This is a genomic window from Pedobacter sp., from assembly GCF_965227205.1.
GTDB lineage: Bacteria > Bacteroidota > Bacteroidia > Sphingobacteriales > Sphingobacteriaceae > Pedobacter.
Genome location: NZ_OZ245727.1, coordinates 1041619 through 1057248 on the forward strand (window position 1 = coordinate 1041619; position 15630 = coordinate 1057248).

13 protein-coding genes are annotated in these 15630 nt (G+C 42.0%); 8 read left to right on the forward strand and 5 right to left on the reverse strand.

Annotated elements, in window-relative coordinates; genetic code table 11:
* The first annotated feature begins 910 nt into the window (after positions 1 to 910).
* The 3 genes from ACO05K_RS04465 to ACO05K_RS04475 all read left to right on the forward strand — a co-directional run bounded on the left by ACO05K_RS04465 (position 911) and on the right by ACO05K_RS04475 (position 2771).
* Positions 911 to 1168, forward strand: a complete 258-nt coding sequence (locus ACO05K_RS04465) for an Atu4866 domain-containing protein (protein ID WP_421943260.1) — start codon at positions 911 to 913, stop codon at positions 1166 to 1168.
* 134 nt (positions 1169 to 1302) lie between these two features.
* Positions 1303 to 2055, forward strand: coding sequence for an SDR family oxidoreductase (locus tag ACO05K_RS04470; protein WP_421943261.1), 753 nt, complete (start codon positions 1303 to 1305; stop codon positions 2053 to 2055).
* A 143-nt stretch (positions 2056 to 2198) separates the two neighbouring features.
* A complete protein-coding gene (locus ACO05K_RS04475) occupies positions 2199 to 2771 on the forward strand; it encodes an ester cyclase (protein WP_421943262.1) in 573 nt (190 codons plus the stop codon).
* 444 nt (positions 2772 to 3215) lie between these two features.
* On the opposite strand, the gene ACO05K_RS04480 is transcribed toward ACO05K_RS04475, so the two are convergent.
* Entirely contained in the window at positions 3216 to 3992 is a 777-nt protein-coding gene (locus ACO05K_RS04480) for a M16 family metallopeptidase (RefSeq protein WP_421943263.1), read from the reverse strand.
* A gap of 191 nt (positions 3993 to 4183) precedes the next feature.
* On the opposite strand from ACO05K_RS04480, the gene ACO05K_RS04485 reads away from it, so the two are divergent.
* The 5 genes from ACO05K_RS04485 to ACO05K_RS04505 all read left to right on the forward strand — a co-directional run bounded on the left by ACO05K_RS04485 (position 4184) and on the right by ACO05K_RS04505 (position 9303).
* Positions 4184 to 5233 (forward strand): NAD-dependent epimerase/dehydratase family protein, encoded by a 1050-nt coding sequence (locus ACO05K_RS04485; protein ID WP_421943264.1) that lies wholly within the window; start codon positions 4184 to 4186, stop codon positions 5231 to 5233.
* Positions 5221 to 5802, forward strand: a complete 582-nt coding sequence (locus tag ACO05K_RS04490) for a Crp/Fnr family transcriptional regulator (RefSeq protein ID WP_421943265.1) — start codon at positions 5221 to 5223, stop codon at positions 5800 to 5802. The genes ACO05K_RS04485 and ACO05K_RS04490 overlap by 13 nt, the downstream gene beginning before the upstream one ends.
* Entirely contained in the window at positions 5799 to 6611 is an 813-nt protein-coding gene (locus ACO05K_RS04495) for an SDR family oxidoreductase (protein ID WP_421943266.1), read from the forward strand. Before ACO05K_RS04490 ends, ACO05K_RS04495 begins: the two co-directional genes overlap by 4 nt.
* Positions 6612 to 7280: 669 nt before the next feature.
* Positions 7281 to 8108, forward strand: coding sequence for an AraC family transcriptional regulator (locus ACO05K_RS04500; RefSeq protein ID WP_421943267.1), 828 nt, complete (start codon positions 7281 to 7283; stop codon positions 8106 to 8108).
* A 79-nt stretch (positions 8109 to 8187) separates the two neighbouring features.
* Entirely contained in the window at positions 8188 to 9303 is a 1116-nt protein-coding gene (locus ACO05K_RS04505) for an FAD-dependent monooxygenase (protein ID WP_421943268.1), read from the forward strand.
* A 69-nt stretch (positions 9304 to 9372) separates the two neighbouring features.
* On the opposite strand, the gene ACO05K_RS04510 is transcribed toward ACO05K_RS04505, so the two are convergent.
* From ACO05K_RS04510 to ACO05K_RS04525, 4 genes are all read right to left on the reverse strand, one after another.
* Complete coding sequence (locus ACO05K_RS04510; protein ID WP_421943269.1) at positions 9373 to 11190, reverse strand: glycoside hydrolase family 15 protein; 1818 nt, start codon at positions 11188 to 11190, stop codon at positions 9373 to 9375.
* Between the two features lie 206 nt (positions 11191 to 11396).
* On the reverse strand, positions 11397 to 11894 hold the full coding sequence (locus ACO05K_RS04515) for a cupin domain-containing protein (protein ID WP_421943270.1): 498 nt from the start codon (positions 11892 to 11894) through the stop codon (positions 11397 to 11399).
* 225 nt (positions 11895 to 12119) lie between these two features.
* Positions 12120 to 13124, reverse strand: coding sequence for a hypothetical protein (locus tag ACO05K_RS04520; RefSeq protein WP_421943271.1), 1005 nt, complete (start codon positions 13122 to 13124; stop codon positions 12120 to 12122).
* Between the two features lie 260 nt (positions 13125 to 13384).
* Positions 13385 to 15259: a M1 family metallopeptidase gene (locus ACO05K_RS04525; protein WP_421943272.1), complete on the reverse strand. Its 1875-nt coding sequence runs from the start codon at positions 15257 to 15259 to the stop codon at positions 13385 to 13387.
* Between the last annotated feature and the right edge of the window lie 371 nt (positions 15260 to 15630).

Here is a 15630-nt window from a genome sequence, read left to right on the forward strand (position 1 = left end):
ATTGGCGGATCAGCTCAACACATCATTAATGCAATTGATTCGGGCGAACTGTTATAAGGTTAGTGTCAGGTTGTCTATGCTGAAAGCATGCAGCTGCCATGCTTTCAGCATTGCTTATCTTCCTCAGGTATTATCAAATTGGTGAAGCCTTTCCGGAGGGAATATTTGCGCTGGATCTAATGCCCTTGATTGGCTATTTCTGAAATTGGGTGCTGAAGCTTATGCATTGTTGAAGAAATTAATAAAGTGCCGCAGCTTCTTAAGGTCCTGGCACTAGGAATTTTGAAATATTCCGGTTGATATGTTCCAGTAAACTCCTTGCTTCATGCATTAACCTTTTTGAGATGAACTGGGAAGTGGTATTTGCATTAATATTACAAAAAGCAATTTAAGTGGATGAAAGGCACCGATAGGCTTTTTGCAAATTCTGTTGGATGTCTGAACCGGATCTGGTGCCTAAGCAATTCGATGGAAAACTGACGCTCCAGTAAAACTTTGAAAGCGAGGTAGTCCCATGGAGGCAGGTTTACGATCCCTGGATGATTGATGATCAAGAATGTGATAGTATCATCAAAAACTTCGCAATAATATTTGGCTGAACGCCATTTATTTAAACTGGAAAGGATTGATATCGATCTTTGCCGTGAATAAACAGCATGAGATCATGCGAAAGCTGCATAATAACGGGGCGAGGGTATCCTGAAGGTGTTTGATTTTAGTGGTTATTGGTTTTTTTTTCGCAACTATCCTTTGCGCTATCCTGAGTAAATTTGTTCTATATCGCATCAGACATCGGGAATATACTTAGAAATAGAACGTAAAAAGAAGCTAATGTGAAGGGTTGTCAAATACGATCAGGTCAATCAACCATTTCCAATTTTATAACTTAATAATGATGACAATGAAAACAATGGAAGAAACAAAAGAATATCTGGGCATGTGGATTACAAGTGACGGTCAGATTCGTCAGGAGCTTCTCTCGGGAAACCGTTATGATGAAGCACGGGGATCCCGAGTAAGTGCTTATCAGGGAAGTTACAAGGTTACCGGGAATCATATAGATTATCAGGATGATACCGGTTTCATTGCCGATGGCGAATTCAGGGAGGGAATACTTTTTCATGGCGGCATGATTTTCTACAAGCAGAAAAACAAGGATCATTTGTAGCTGGTCTGGTACGGGTGGGAGCCTTTTACATGGCTGTTTTGTCGGACGTGTTTAATGAAACTCTCCAAGTACAGGTTAGCCTGTTAGATCAGGAACTGACGTAGTATCAACTTATAAACTTTAAAGCTAATATCATGAATCATCTTAAAAATAAAATAGCACTCATCACCGGATCAGCAAGGGGGCTTGGAAGTGCCATCGCAGAACGTTACGCCGCCCTTGGTGCAGATATTGTGATCAATTATTCCAGGGACAAGCAATCGGCAGATCAGGTTTTGACACGGATACATGCGATGGGTGCCCGCGCAATATCAGTTCAGGCAGATGTAAGTCGGGTGGAGGATATCAGGAAACTTTTTGAAGAAACCATTAAAGCGTTCGGAAAAATAGACATTGTAGTGGCGAATGCGGGAGTTGAATTGGTAGAGGTACCAGTGTCCGAGTTCACGGAGGAGCAATTTGATCGGGTATTTGCAATCAATACAAAAGGTTCCTATTTTACCATGCAATTAGCTGCCAAACACTTACAGGAAAATGGTAGGATAATCTATATTGCCTCTTCAACCACCTCATTCCCCGTACCTGGAATGGCGGTTTATGGGGGAAGTAAGTCGACGCCGAGATATCTTGTGGATGTATTGTCCAAGGAGATTGGACATAGGGGAATTACCGTAAATTCGATCATTCCATTTGCTGTGGATCATTCCGGAATCTTCTCAGATGGGGACAGCTATCCTGATTTAAGGGAGCAGCTGATTCAAAGTTGCCCCATGGGCAGGCTTGCCAGTGTGGAGGATGTAGCCAACGTTGCTGAATTTTTTGCGAGTGATCTTTCCTCTTTTGTTAATGGACAGCATCTTCTGGTAAATGGTGGAGCGATAAACTAGTCACTTGAAGTTCCTGTTTACACATCTAGATAAAGCTGGTCAAAAGGCCGCTCAATTGAAACAACAAATGAACGCTCTCAAATTCACTACCCTGCTCCGCCTTCATTGCGAACAGGTCTTATTTTTAATTAATCAAAGAAATCATGAAAACACACCATCATTTACTGGTCGCAATTTTACTCTACGCATCTCTGGGCTGCAAAAACACCAATAAAAAATTAGGGTCGGAGCTACCCGGAGCATTGGATACATCAAGTACCGTAGGAAGAGCTAAGAAAAGTACTCAACCTGACACCCTGGCAAAGCGCATGGTCAGGGCAGGGGAGCTGATGATTTCTGGGGAAAATCCTGGGGAGCTTGCTACCTATTTCGACACTGAAGAGTTTCGGTTTCACAGTTCGGACGGTAATGAATATAATTACAGCCAACTCATGCAGTACTTCGAATCATATCGTGCTGCTTTTGACAAGCGATCGATCAAAAGAGGTATAATCATCAAAGAAGGTAATTATATTTCCTGCCAAACCACAATTCAGGGAGATTTTGTGAGGGAATTTGCTAGTTCTCCTATTGGAAAACTATCCCCAAATGGCAGAACGGCTGCATACTCTCTGATCAATATTTTTAGATTTGACGACCAAGGCCGTTTGGTAGAGGAATGGGTACAAGTTGATTATCGAAACTTTTTGAAGGATTTACAGGCAAAATCGAAATAACTTTAAAAACTTGATTCCATACTTTCTTGATCTGCTGAACTATCCTTGTAAAATATTGCCCTATTCAACATGGAGGAAATTCCCGGATAAGCTTATTTATAACCGTTTGATTGCAGGATGAGAGATATTAAAATTAAGGCTTATGATTATTTATTTCATAAGCCTTTTTCATCATACCATTTGCCATGCACTCGATTTTTTTAACTTTACTGGGACAAGGCGATCTAAAATTCATATAAATGGTTCGGTTAACTTAAAAATCAGTGGAAGCTTAGCCACAGATCTAGCTTTCAGCACCTGCGCAACCCAATATGAAGAGAGATCCTCTCGGATAATGAAAGGATCTTTTCGCATAGAATGTCATAAAAAACAGCGAGGGCATCCACCACTCGCTGCGCACAAATTAACTAACGAAGAACTTGTATGTTTTGGATCCTGCCGAATTTATTTTTTGATAGCAACCTCAGGAAGCAATACGAACCTAAGCAGATTAGCCCCGCTAAGGTATTTTATGGCTGATTTTCTGACCGTTTCAGCATTTACTGCCTCCAGAAGTTTAGGGTAGGAGTTCATCATGTTGAATTCTTCTCCGTTCTGTAAACAGTTGGACAGGTAGGTTAACCAATAGCCATTGGTGCTTACCGCGGTTTCACGCTGCAAGCGGTCTTCAGCAATGAACTTGTCCACATTGACCTGTGAGGGTCCGTCACTTTTTAATTTCTCCACCTCATCCAGTGCCGATGCAATAAGGCGGTCCACATTTTGCGGGGAACAGCCGAAGGAAATTCCCAGGGTATAAACAGACTCTGGATATTTTACGCCGGAAACTCTGGCTGAGGGTGTATAAACACCGCCTTCCTCCTCCCGTAATCGTTCCAGCAATCGGATTTCTAAAACTTCTTTCAATGCTTTCAAGTCCAGGTTATTTTTCTGGCTATGTTCGTAAGTTCCCGAAAAAACCAGCTGAACACTGGCCTTAACCTCACTTCCCTTGAAGACAGTTCTGCTGATTTGACCGCCAGGGATACGGATTTTAAGGTTTTTAGCCTGTGTTGCTTTTCCACCGGATGGCAGCGCACCCAGATATTTTTCCAACAATGGCTTTATACTGTCTACGGAAAAACTTCCCACAAAGACGAAGGTAAAACCGTTGGCATCAGCAAAACGCTCCTTATAAATTGTGTAAGCTTTTTTAAGGTCAATCTGTTGCAACTTTTCCATGGACGGTCAAATGCTCATTATGGAATCAATTGTGCATTGGTTTTCGTCAAAATATCATAATTATAACATTTTCTGTTTAAATTCGGTCCATTGCCTCTGGATTTCAGGAAGCAATCTATAAATAAAATTGATACAGGTTTTTTTTACCAAATGTTAACTGCAATAGGTTTTTGGTTGATGAACTTTACATCATGAATTCAACACCTGAACATAAAAGGGTATTACTTACAGGCGTGACAGGATTTGTGGGATCGCATACGGCCATTCAGCTTTTACAGAAGGGATATCACGTCTTGGGTACGCTAAGGGACATGGATAGAGCTGATTCGATCAGAAATACCATTGGCAAGTACACCACGAACATTGATAATTTAACTTTTGCTGAAGCCGATCTTCTGGACAGAAATATCTGGAGAGAACTGACAAAAAATATGGACTTTGTACAACATATCGCTTCTCCCTTTCCAGCAGGTTTACCAAAAAGTGAAAGTGATCTTCTGCTTCCGGCCAGATCAGGAACATTGGACATTATGGAGGCAGCCACCCTGAACGGGGTTAAACGGATAGTGGTCACTTCCTCCATCGGTGCAATCGCCTATGGAAAATCCTCTCAGGAATTGAAACAGACATTGGATGAAAACAGCTGGACGGATGAAAACAATTTAAAAGATACCACTGCCTACTACCGAAGCAAAACCATAGCCGAAAAGGCCGCATGGGATTATTTAAAGAACAATGATACAGGTCTCGAACTCTCGACCGTTTGTCCCGGAGCTATCCTCGGTCCCATATTGGAGAATGATTTCGGCACATCTGCTAATATCGTCATTTCTTTGCTCAACGGAAGCCTGCCGGCGTTGCCAAAGATCCGTTTTGATGTTGTTGACGTTCGGTCGGTAGCGGACCTGTTGATAAGGGTCATGGAGATGCCTAAAGCAGCAGGAAACAGGTATATTGCAGCTTCGGCGCGCATGAGCTTTAAAGACATTGCAATAATTCTTAAACAGACCTATCCCGAAATAAAAATTCCGCGTTATGAGATGCCTGGAATGTTTACCAGACTGCTATCTCTCTTTCAGCCCTTGCTGAAACCCGTGCTGCTTGAAACTGTACAGCGACGTGTTGATTTGAACAAAGCAAAACGGGAATTACAGTGGATGCCCATTTCTGCAGCGCATGCAGTGATATCTTGTGCCGAGAGTGCAATTAAACATAAACTTATCGCATCATGGAAAAATTAAGATCCGCGCTGGCGTTCGGAGGAATCCTTTCGCAGCATGACATTGACCTCATCGCCCCGTTATTTACCTACAAAGAACTGCAGGCTGAGGACTATTTTCAGCCCTTTGATAAAGTCGCCAAAGAGATTGCCTTTGTGGAAAGCGGCGTGCTGCATTTGTTCGGTTCTGACCTGAACGGCAACAAGGTAACCAAATATTTTATCGGGGAAAATCAGTTTTTTGCAAATCTGGAAAGTTATTATGCGACACAACCCGCGACAGATGCCATCCAGGCGGTCGTAACTACACAGTTGTACACCATATCCTTTCGGGTTTTTGAACAACAATATGCCAGGATTCCCAACCTGTACATCTTCCAGAAAACCATCACCGAAGCAACCCTACTGAACAAAATCAAGGATAATGATTTTTTGAATTTTGGCAATGCAAGAATAAAATATGAGGAGTTTCTAAGGCGTTACCCCTCATTGGCGCAACAGGTTCCACAACAGTATATCGCATCATATCTAAAGATAACCCCACAGTCTCTGAGCAGGATCAGAAAAGAGGCAACAAAAAAAAAATCATGAAAAAAACAGTACTGATCACAGGATCTTCAGCCGGTATCGGCAAGGCTACGGCCATTCACTTCGCCGAGCGTAATTTTAATGTTATTGCCACCATGAGAAATCCGGACAAGGGCAATGACCTTGCGGCATTGCCAAATATCCATGTCCATCAAATGGACGTTACCGATAGCTCATCCGTTCGCGCCGCCATTGCGTATGGAATAAAAGCATTCGGCAGCATCGATGTTTTGGTAAACAATGCGGGAATAGGTGTGCTCGGCGCTTTTGAGGCCACCGAAGATAAACTCATCCTGGCTCAGTTTGACACCAACGTCTATGGTGTGATGCATACCATCAAAGCTATTCTGCCACATTTCAGGTCAAAAAGGGATGGAACGATTATTAATATTTCTTCGGGTGTAGGTATTATACCCATCCCGATGCAAAGTCTTTATGATGCTACAAAATTCACGATCGAAGGTTTTTCCGAATCGCTTTCCTATGAACTGGCCACCTTGGGCATTTCAGTAAAAATTGTTCTCCCGGGTGCGGTTAAAAGTGATTTTTTTAAGTCATTGATCACAGCCGATATATCCGCATATCCCGACTACACAGCATATCAGAACAAGGTGCTGGAAAATGTGAGAAGGTCAAACGAAACCACGGGGGCCGACCCGGCCATGGTCGCTTCGATTATTTTCAGAGCGGCTACCGATGGTAAAAAACGTCTTCGTTATATGGCCGGAAAGGACATTTCCCTTTTCTCCAAAATTAGAAGGGTCATTCCCGAAAGTCTCTTCATGCGCCTGGTAAAAAAGAATTTTGAGTAGTAGTTAACAGAATATTCAAAATATCCGCAGGTTTTCAAGTGAGGGAAATTAGCTCAAAACTATTACATACGGTCCTGGATCTCAACATACCCAAACCATAGTTGACCTTTTCCATCGGTTTGCCAAAATAAATAGACTTAATTGATAAAGTTGCACATTGCAACTTTATCTTTCAATGACTGGTGCCCCCAGTACTGTGACTATATTGAAAAAGCAAAAAGGAAGTTACGTGACACTTTTATTTACCGCTACACCCATACGGCAACCTGCATAAACCAGTATGTACTGATCCCCCTCCATCAGAAACAAACTTTGTTTAAAAGCATTAATTGTCAGTTTATTAGTGATTTGGCGGAAAGGAGCTTACCAAATTGGTTTACCCAATAGAAGGCTGAATTTTGACCTTCTGTAACTATTAATCAGTCAAAGGATTGCAAACATCTTGATACCTTGAGTCTGTTGTGTTGGAGTAGGGTTCGTAGTAGTTTCAAAAGCTTTTACCATCAATTTTTATTTGCCAATTGGTCCGGTAAGTAAGACCTTTTGAAAAAGTGCTTTAAACCTCAGGTTTGCTCGGTAGCGATTTTAAAGTACTTTTGTACTAGACTTGTGTTATGATATCATATGCGGAAAAACAAAAATAAGATACCAGTCAATACAATGGGGGATATGCTTAATCTTGGTATTTCCATTGATAGAAACAATATTAAAGAGTCTTATTTTGCAACTATACAACAAGCTCAAGATGCCTCCCAGGCGCATCGGGATGAGGGCTATACTTTCCATATCTTGGAAAAAGGTAAAGTTGTAATTGAAATTGATTTCAAAACCTATAAGGTTTCAGCTCCGGCAGTTGTGTATCTTCATCCGGATCAGGTACATAGAGTATTGCATATTGATGATATCATTGTCAGCTCTTTGTCCATAAATAGTGAAAACCTAAATACGGAATACCTCAATATACTTGAGGAACTCAATACTACAGTTCCATTTATATTGGAAAAACAAGCTTTCTCGGTTATTTCGAGCAGCTTTGCTCTTTGTTTGAATTTCTACAGGGAAAGAAACAATAAACTATTTTACCCATTATTACGGGACAGCTGTAATACCTTGATTGCTTACCTACTGTCGCAGTTTCTAAATGTAGCCAGGCCCGATGAGACTTTTTCACGATTTGAAAAAGTGACCAAAGCTTTCAGAAAGCTGCTAGAAAGAAATTACATCAACCTAAAACGGCCTAATCAATATGCCTCGCTACTGCATATTTCTACACCATATCTAAACGACTGCATAAAGAGTAGTACAGGTTATTCCGTTTCTTACCTGATTCAAGAGAGAATTATTTTAGAAGCCAAAAGATTACTTTACCATACCGATAAGTCGGTAAAGGAAATTGCCTTTGCCCTTGGATATGCTGATTATCCTTATTTTTCGAGACTGTTCTCCAAGGTAACCGGGATTTCTGCGATAACGTTCAGGAACAGAAACCACGATTAATCCAATACTTGCGTTGATTTGTCATTTTTTCAAAGTCTGAAGAAAATGAACTTTGCTCCTCATCGTTAATCAAAAAAAAATGGAATCAAATAAAAAAGTGCTGATATCAGGAGCGAGTTTTGCTGGTCTTACCATGGCCTATTGGATGAATAAAATAGGTTACCACGTTACAGTCGTGGAGATTGGCCCTGAACTTAAAAAAGGAGGCACACCGGTTGATATCAAAGGCATGACAGTGGAGATCGTAAAACGAATGGGCCTTTTCGAAGAGATCAAAAAAATGAGGATCGGGCCAGAAAAATGGGAGTTTAAAAATTCAAATGATCAAACAGGCTTCAGCTTAGTATTAAGGCAGCCAGGGGAAGAATTGTCCGATGATGAATTTGAAATAGAAAGAGATTCTTTGCTCAATATGATCTATGCGCAGATAAAAACCAATGCAGCACTGAAGTTTAATACAAGCATTATTGCACTCAATGAAACTCAGGATTATATTGAAGTGTTTTTTAAGGACGGTACTAAGGATGATTACGCTTTTGTTTTTGGATGCGATGGAATACATTCATCAGTTCGGAAAATCTGGTTTGGACAGGAATCTGAATTTGCTCATTTCATGGGGCAATATTTTTCGATAGCTGTTGTGGATAAACTGCTGGTTGATAACGGCACCTATCAAATGTACTCGGAGCCTGATAAAGGGGCAGCTCTTTATGCCCATAACAACAAGACGGATGTAATTTTTACTTTCAGGACCAAAAACGAAATTAGCTATGATTTTCGTAAGCAAGATCAATCAAAAGAAATTGTATCCCTTCAAATGAAAGGCATGGGCTGGCGAACTGCCGAGCTTCGAAATGAATTGTTGAATTCTGCATCATTTTATTTTGATAAATTCTGTCAGATAAAAATGCAATCCTGGACAAAAGGCAGAGTCGCTTTAGTTGGCGACGCAGGTTATTGTGCCTCTCCAGCAGCAGGAATGGGCGGATCGTTGGCGATTATTGGAGCGACTGCTTTAGCTGATGCGTTTATCATGTTTCAAGAGGATTATCATTCAGCGTTTCATTCATATAACACAGGTTTGCGGCCGCTTATCGAAAAAATACAGGCAGAGGCTGTGCAGACGTTAGATAAATTATTACCAAAGGATGAACAGGAGGTGAAGGAAATGTGGGTAAATGGGATTTCTTTCTAAATGTTATTCAATTCTATCAACTTAGTTTTTATTAAAAAACATCCATCTTTGAAAACCAAGCATCACCACTTACCGTTTTTGTCTGCCTATTTGCTTATTGAGCTCAACAGCCGCACTGATCAGGGCAAGATGGGTAAATGCCTGGGGAAAATTGCCCAGGTGTTCGCCCCGCTTACCCAGCTCCTCCGAAAATAAAGTAAGGTGATTGGCATAGCCGATCATTTTCTCAAAATGCTCGTTTGCGAGTTCAACTTCGCCGCTTTTTGCCAATGCTTCGATATACCAGAACGAACACATGTTGAATGTACCTTCTTCGCCCTCCAGTCCGTCAAACTTATGCTCGGTGTTACGATATCGGTAAACAAGTACATCCTGCAAAAGATTTTTTTTGACGGCCTCCATGGTACTTAACCATCGTGGTTCCAGTGGAGCAATAAAATGGGTGAGTGGCATAAGCAAAACACTGGCATCGATCTGTGCTCCGCCTTTATATTGTACCCAGGCCTTCAGATCTTCGTTCCAGAAATTGTGATAGATATCCTGGTAAATATCACTCCTGACCTGATGCCATTCCGCCTTGGGAAAGGGGAATGAACGATGTTCGGCTATTTTGATTGCCCTGTCCATCGCAACCCAGCACATCAATCTGCTGTGCAAAAAAGATCTTTTCTCATTGCGGATTTCCCAAATCCCATGGTCGGGTCTGTCCCAGTTACTTATAACAGTCAGAACCTGCTTTTCTATTAAAGTCCAAAATTCAAAAGTAATTGGCCGACAGGACTTGTTATAAATGTATATCGTATCAATCAGTTCACCATAGATGTCAAGCTGAAACTGTTCCGCCGCAGCATTTCCTATTCTTACGGGTTTAGACTGCTGATAGCCTTCGAATTGTGGTGCCACTTCTTCTTTAACCTCAGGACTGCCGTCTATACGGTACACGAGCTGAAGATCTATTTCTTTACACAGACCGTGTAGCCAACCCATGAAGTTCTCAGCCTCCTGCGTATAGCCTAGTGTCAAGAAAGCATACATCGTGAAGGCAGCATCCCTGATCCAGGTAAACCGGTAATCCCAGTTTCGGTCCCCGCCCAAGGTTTCTGGTAACCCAAAAGTCGCTGCAGCAACCACCGAGCCATATTTTATGGAGGTTAACAATTTCAGGGTGATCGCAGAGCGGGTAATCAGTTCCCCGTAACGTCCATCGTATGTGGTCGTGTTTACCCAATTCCTCCAGTAGGATGTCGTTTGATGGTATGCGTTCGCCTTGTACCATTCGAGATCACAACTCGGTTCATGATCCGATAGTTTGAGAACGATTGTTGCAGATTGACCCTCGTCAAGCGTAAAGTCTGCACATCCGGCAAGATCCTTGATCCGAAGCGGCACATCCGCAATCAGTTTAAGGTTTTGGGAAAGACTGCTGCAGATAAAGCTGATTTCGTTATCTGTTTTGCTTGAGCTGTGCTGTTCCTTCATGTAACCGAATCGTGGTTCGCAAGTCACAGCAAAGCGGATTGTCCCTCGGATGGTTTTAATTTTTCGGACAACAGCGCCGTCGGTAGCCACTGTTGATATCGGCATATAATCCGTGAGTTCGGCAATTCCCGATTCTGCAAAGTATCTGGTCAATAGTATTGCCGTTCCCGGTAAATAGAGCTGTTTGGTCTGATAGTCCTCCAGCTCAGGTATGACAGCGAAATAGCCGCCATTTTCTGAATCCAGCAATGATGCAAACAGCGTTGGCGAATCAAAGTCCGGAGCGCACATAAAATCGATCGAACCTTCTTTTGATACCAGAGCAGTCGTCTGCAGGTTACCAATAATACCGTAGTTTTCAATGGGCTGTTGAGGTCTTTTTGAATGGCTCATGTCGTCTTCTTCCAAGGTACTAGATAAATCATTTCCCTGGTCGTTTTGTTTGTTTCAAAAGGCCATACTTCTAAAAACTTATCCTAAGGGCAAGTTTTTATGAGGAAGCACCGGCAGCTGCAGCGTTGAAGGCGTGCTTATTCAAGCTTCATCCTATACCTTTGATCATGATGGATATGGGGTTTGAATTGGTAACCTAAAATTTATTGCAAGCTCCCTGATTACAACGATCTGCATAGTTTCATGAGCAGTTCCCGGTGTTCAGGGAACTCATTGATCAGTAACTGCTTATCTCCCATTTCAAATTCCGAAAACTCAAAGCCAGGGGCTACAGCGCAGCTGGTCAGCGCAAATCCGGCTCCCCCCGGAATTTCAGCAGCAAACCAGCTATCAGGTGGTATAATGGCCTGCAAGCTTCCGCTATCTGAGTCACTGAGCTCAATGCACTGATAAATACCCTTGGGGTTGATCACATGTATAAAAATGGGCTCGCCTTTATGGAAATACCATAATTCATCTGACTTCAGACGATGAAAAGCAGAAAAATCATTGTCCGAAATCAGATAATAAATTGAGGTGCAAGCCTTTCTGCTCTCACTTTCCCGATAAATTTCGTTTCCGGATCTGAATATCTCCTTATAGTATCCCCCCTCAGGGTGGGGCTGAAGGTCCAACTTCTTGATCCAATAGTCTGCATTCTGATTTATATAGTCTGACATAATTTGGCTGGCAATTCGCGATTTGGTTATCGCATTTTAAAATATGGTTGAATAAGCTAAAATTAAAAAAGGATACCGAACAAATCATCTGATCAGTTCCTTCTGTTTATGATCCACCGATGACTGTTTGCCTTTTTCAAAAACATTTAGCAAGTGGTGGTAAAAATATAAAAGCGATCAAGTTCTGCCGGTATCAGCGCTGAATGTTCTTCTTTTACAATAAGGCTAACCGATATCTTCATTGATATGGATTCCAAATTCAGTTAAGCGTTTGATGATGTTCTCAGTTTTTATAATGGTCTCGGGCAGGTACAGCCCGCCGTTTAACGGTGCTGATTGACCTCCAGCACCCAGTATTGCCTCTGCGATTAAAAATACACCAACGCCTGTGAGATGGGCGTTTCCTTTTGGACCGGACACCAGTGTACGGAGTTTTTTATCTTCTCCTGACAATAAAACGCCTTCTATTTCAATGTACAGATCATGTGAGGCTTCCATGCCTTTCGCGGTTCCGACCGATTTGCCTGTGGCAAAATCAAAACGAATATTCGGGGCGTTCGTAAATGCAGCAATGCTTGGGACATCGAGCGTACTCATGGGATAACCTGTTACAAGTGTTCGATCAAAAAGTTCTATTGCTCTTCCGTTATCTTTTGCCTTCACAAACATCCAATTGTCAGCTTGCCGCATCAGTGCTTTGTCCACAAAATTATCTACCTGGCTTTCCAGTAGTGGTCCGATGGGATCCCGCTCATCGTAGATTCCTGCAGTTGTTACCCGGGCAATATCTTTAAATCTCGCTGCAAGTTGTTTTGTGACCAGTGTTAATATTCCTGCCTGCCAATGCCCTGCAAAAACAACAGGAGCTGTAATTTTTTGATGTAAACTCAAAAATGCTGTTGGAGCAATCTGATCAGCAACCTCACTCACTGTGATACATGCTATGCCATGGGAAATTGCAGTTTCCCTCAAAATGTTGCTGTGATCCTCCATTGCGGTGATGATCAGATTAACAGGTGCGTAATTGCTCAAATTGAAGCCTTTATCCAGATCAAGCAGGGCAGTTTTGGCATTGTTCAACTCTTCAGCCAACTGCTCCCCGTTTTCGGGATTTCTGCCGGCCAGGATCAGTTCGATGAATGGATAATGCGCTCTGATCAGCCGGGCAATGTTACTTCCCACAAGCCCGTAGCCACCAACAATTAAGATACGTCTTTTCTTTTGTTCCATGTTAAGATTGTAATTAATGTCGAGCGAAACGATGTACTTACCGATCACCTAAATGATAAAACGCCATTTGAAAATTATTGTTATAAAGACAAATTAAAAAGGCTTTTACAGCTTCGACCTTTGATGTATCAACGGGTTGTGAAGCAGTAAAACGCTGAGTGGGCAACTATTGTGGTATATTAACCACAAGCGCTGTCGTCTACAGATTTGTGAGTCTACAAGGTATTTGAACATTCATAGGGATGGAAAATGAATGAGGGCTACTTGATCTTTTCTGTCCATGTGTTGTTTGATGCATCCGTATCGGCATCAAAGCCATCACCCAGTACCACCTTTATCATTCCGGGTTTCGACGGCAGGGGAATATCTATATTTCTCATTCCTGATTTCCAGCATCCAATGTTTTTGGTTATGTTCCGAACCGTCCCGTCTGCATATGTTATTTTCAGATGGACAGGAACCATTCCAGCGCCCGTACGCTGCACTGTAATCATTTTTTTATTGATCCTGGATATCGACAGATCCGGTGTGTTCTTTTCAAAGAACCAGTTTTTCCAGAACCAGTTCAGGTTCACTCCGGATCCTTGATTCATGCAGTTGAAAAAATCATACGGTGAGGGATGCTTACCTGCCCATCGGGAGATGTAATACCGGAGCGCAACATTGAATTTTTCCTCTCCCAGCATTTCACGCACATATCTCAGTCCCAGGGCTGGCTTGAGGTCTTTATTCGAAAATCTGGCGTTTCCATACAACTGTTGAGTAGGGGTCATGACGGGCACATCATGATCCGTGCCTGCGGAACCGTTGATCGCACTCAGGTCATAATGGTCAGCCATATCCGTTTTGATCAGCGGACCAAAAGTGAACTCGCTGAATGTAGCAAGCCCTTCATCGATGAAAGAATACTTGGTCTCATTGCTTCCCACATAAAATGGAAACATGGTATGGAAGACCTCATGTGCGGTGAGTTCCACCGCCTCATCGCCTTCAAAAGGTAGGTCGTTGACCATCATGGGGTATTCCATGGCATCAAGGCCCTCGAATATGGTGATGTGTGGGTAAGGAAATGGTAGTGCCGGCAGATAGGAACTGATCAAATCAACTGTCTTTGCGGCATACCCGACCACCGGGTCAAAATTGGTGTGATCCGGATTGTACACTGCATCAACTCTTGTACGCTTTCTCGTTTTTGGATCAGTCATGATACTCTTTGCCTTCCAGATGTAATGGTTACTAACGGAAAATGCAAAATCAACCACTTCTTTAGCTTCGAAATGCCAGATACGCGATCTGCGCTCCTTAAAAATCAGGTTGTTGTCTAGATCGGCCCTCGAGATGACCTCAATAACCTCACTGTTATTTTCCGCTGCCTTAAGGCGTTCCAAGACCGGTTTTTGAAAAATCTCCGGAGCATTCAATAATGTTCCTGTGGCCCATACAGAATACGCTTCTGGCACCTCGATATCAACTTTGAAATTACCGTAATCATTGTAAAATTCTTCCTTCCCGATGTATGGGTATTCGTTCCAGCCATCAATATCATCATAGACGGCAATACGAGGGAAAAAATAGGCGATCATGAATGCTCCCGAATCCACCTGTCCCGTGCGCATAAAAGAACCTTTGTTCAGGGTGTACTGATATTCAATGTCAAAACAGGTACTATCTCCAGGCAAAACTTGAAGAGATTTGACAAACATGTTGGTTCCCCTGATGGCATACTTTTTTTTGTCCAGCAAACTGGCATTCAGCTCCATCTTTTTTATTTCAACACCTGCCGTTAGATCCTCAGGGGAGATATGGACATTTCGCATGGACTGTGCCTGATACAGATTTGGATAAAGTTTAAATACGATCTGTTTTAAAGTATCAGGACTGTTATTGAAGTATTTAATGTTCACTTTTCCCTCAACAATACGGTGTGTCGGGTCAAATTTAACCAGGATATCATAATCCCCGGAATTCTGCCAGTAGTTTTTGCCTGGCAGACCTTCATTGCTTCTTGTCTGTTTACTGTATGCCGGCTTGAAATTAGTTGCCAAAGGAAGAAGGGTTTGTGCAGATAATTCGGTTGCAAAAATGAAAATTAGGTATATCGTTGAAAAAAAACTGTAAAATTTATGATTTGACATTATTGATTTAGGGTGATTTCATAAAAGCATTAAACTTCTTTAATTAGCGTAGGGGTGGGATTGATTTTTAGTTTTAAATGATATTCTTTAGATGGCAAACATAGCTATTTTTTATAAAAAACGTAACCGTAATCACATTGCTCCGCTTACCTTTTGATTTAGTTTTTATCTGCCAATATCAGGAAGTTGCCAATATGGAGATATCGGTATCTCCGCAGTTGTCATTCGTTTACGAATTACAGATTTGTAGAAGTAAAGCCCCTTCTCCTCAGACGATATTGGCTTATCGCTCTCAATCTCATAATTTCGGTTACCAATCTGCAGACTTTTAACAGTGAATGGTGGCTTCTTTGGGCTAGGGACAAATTTAA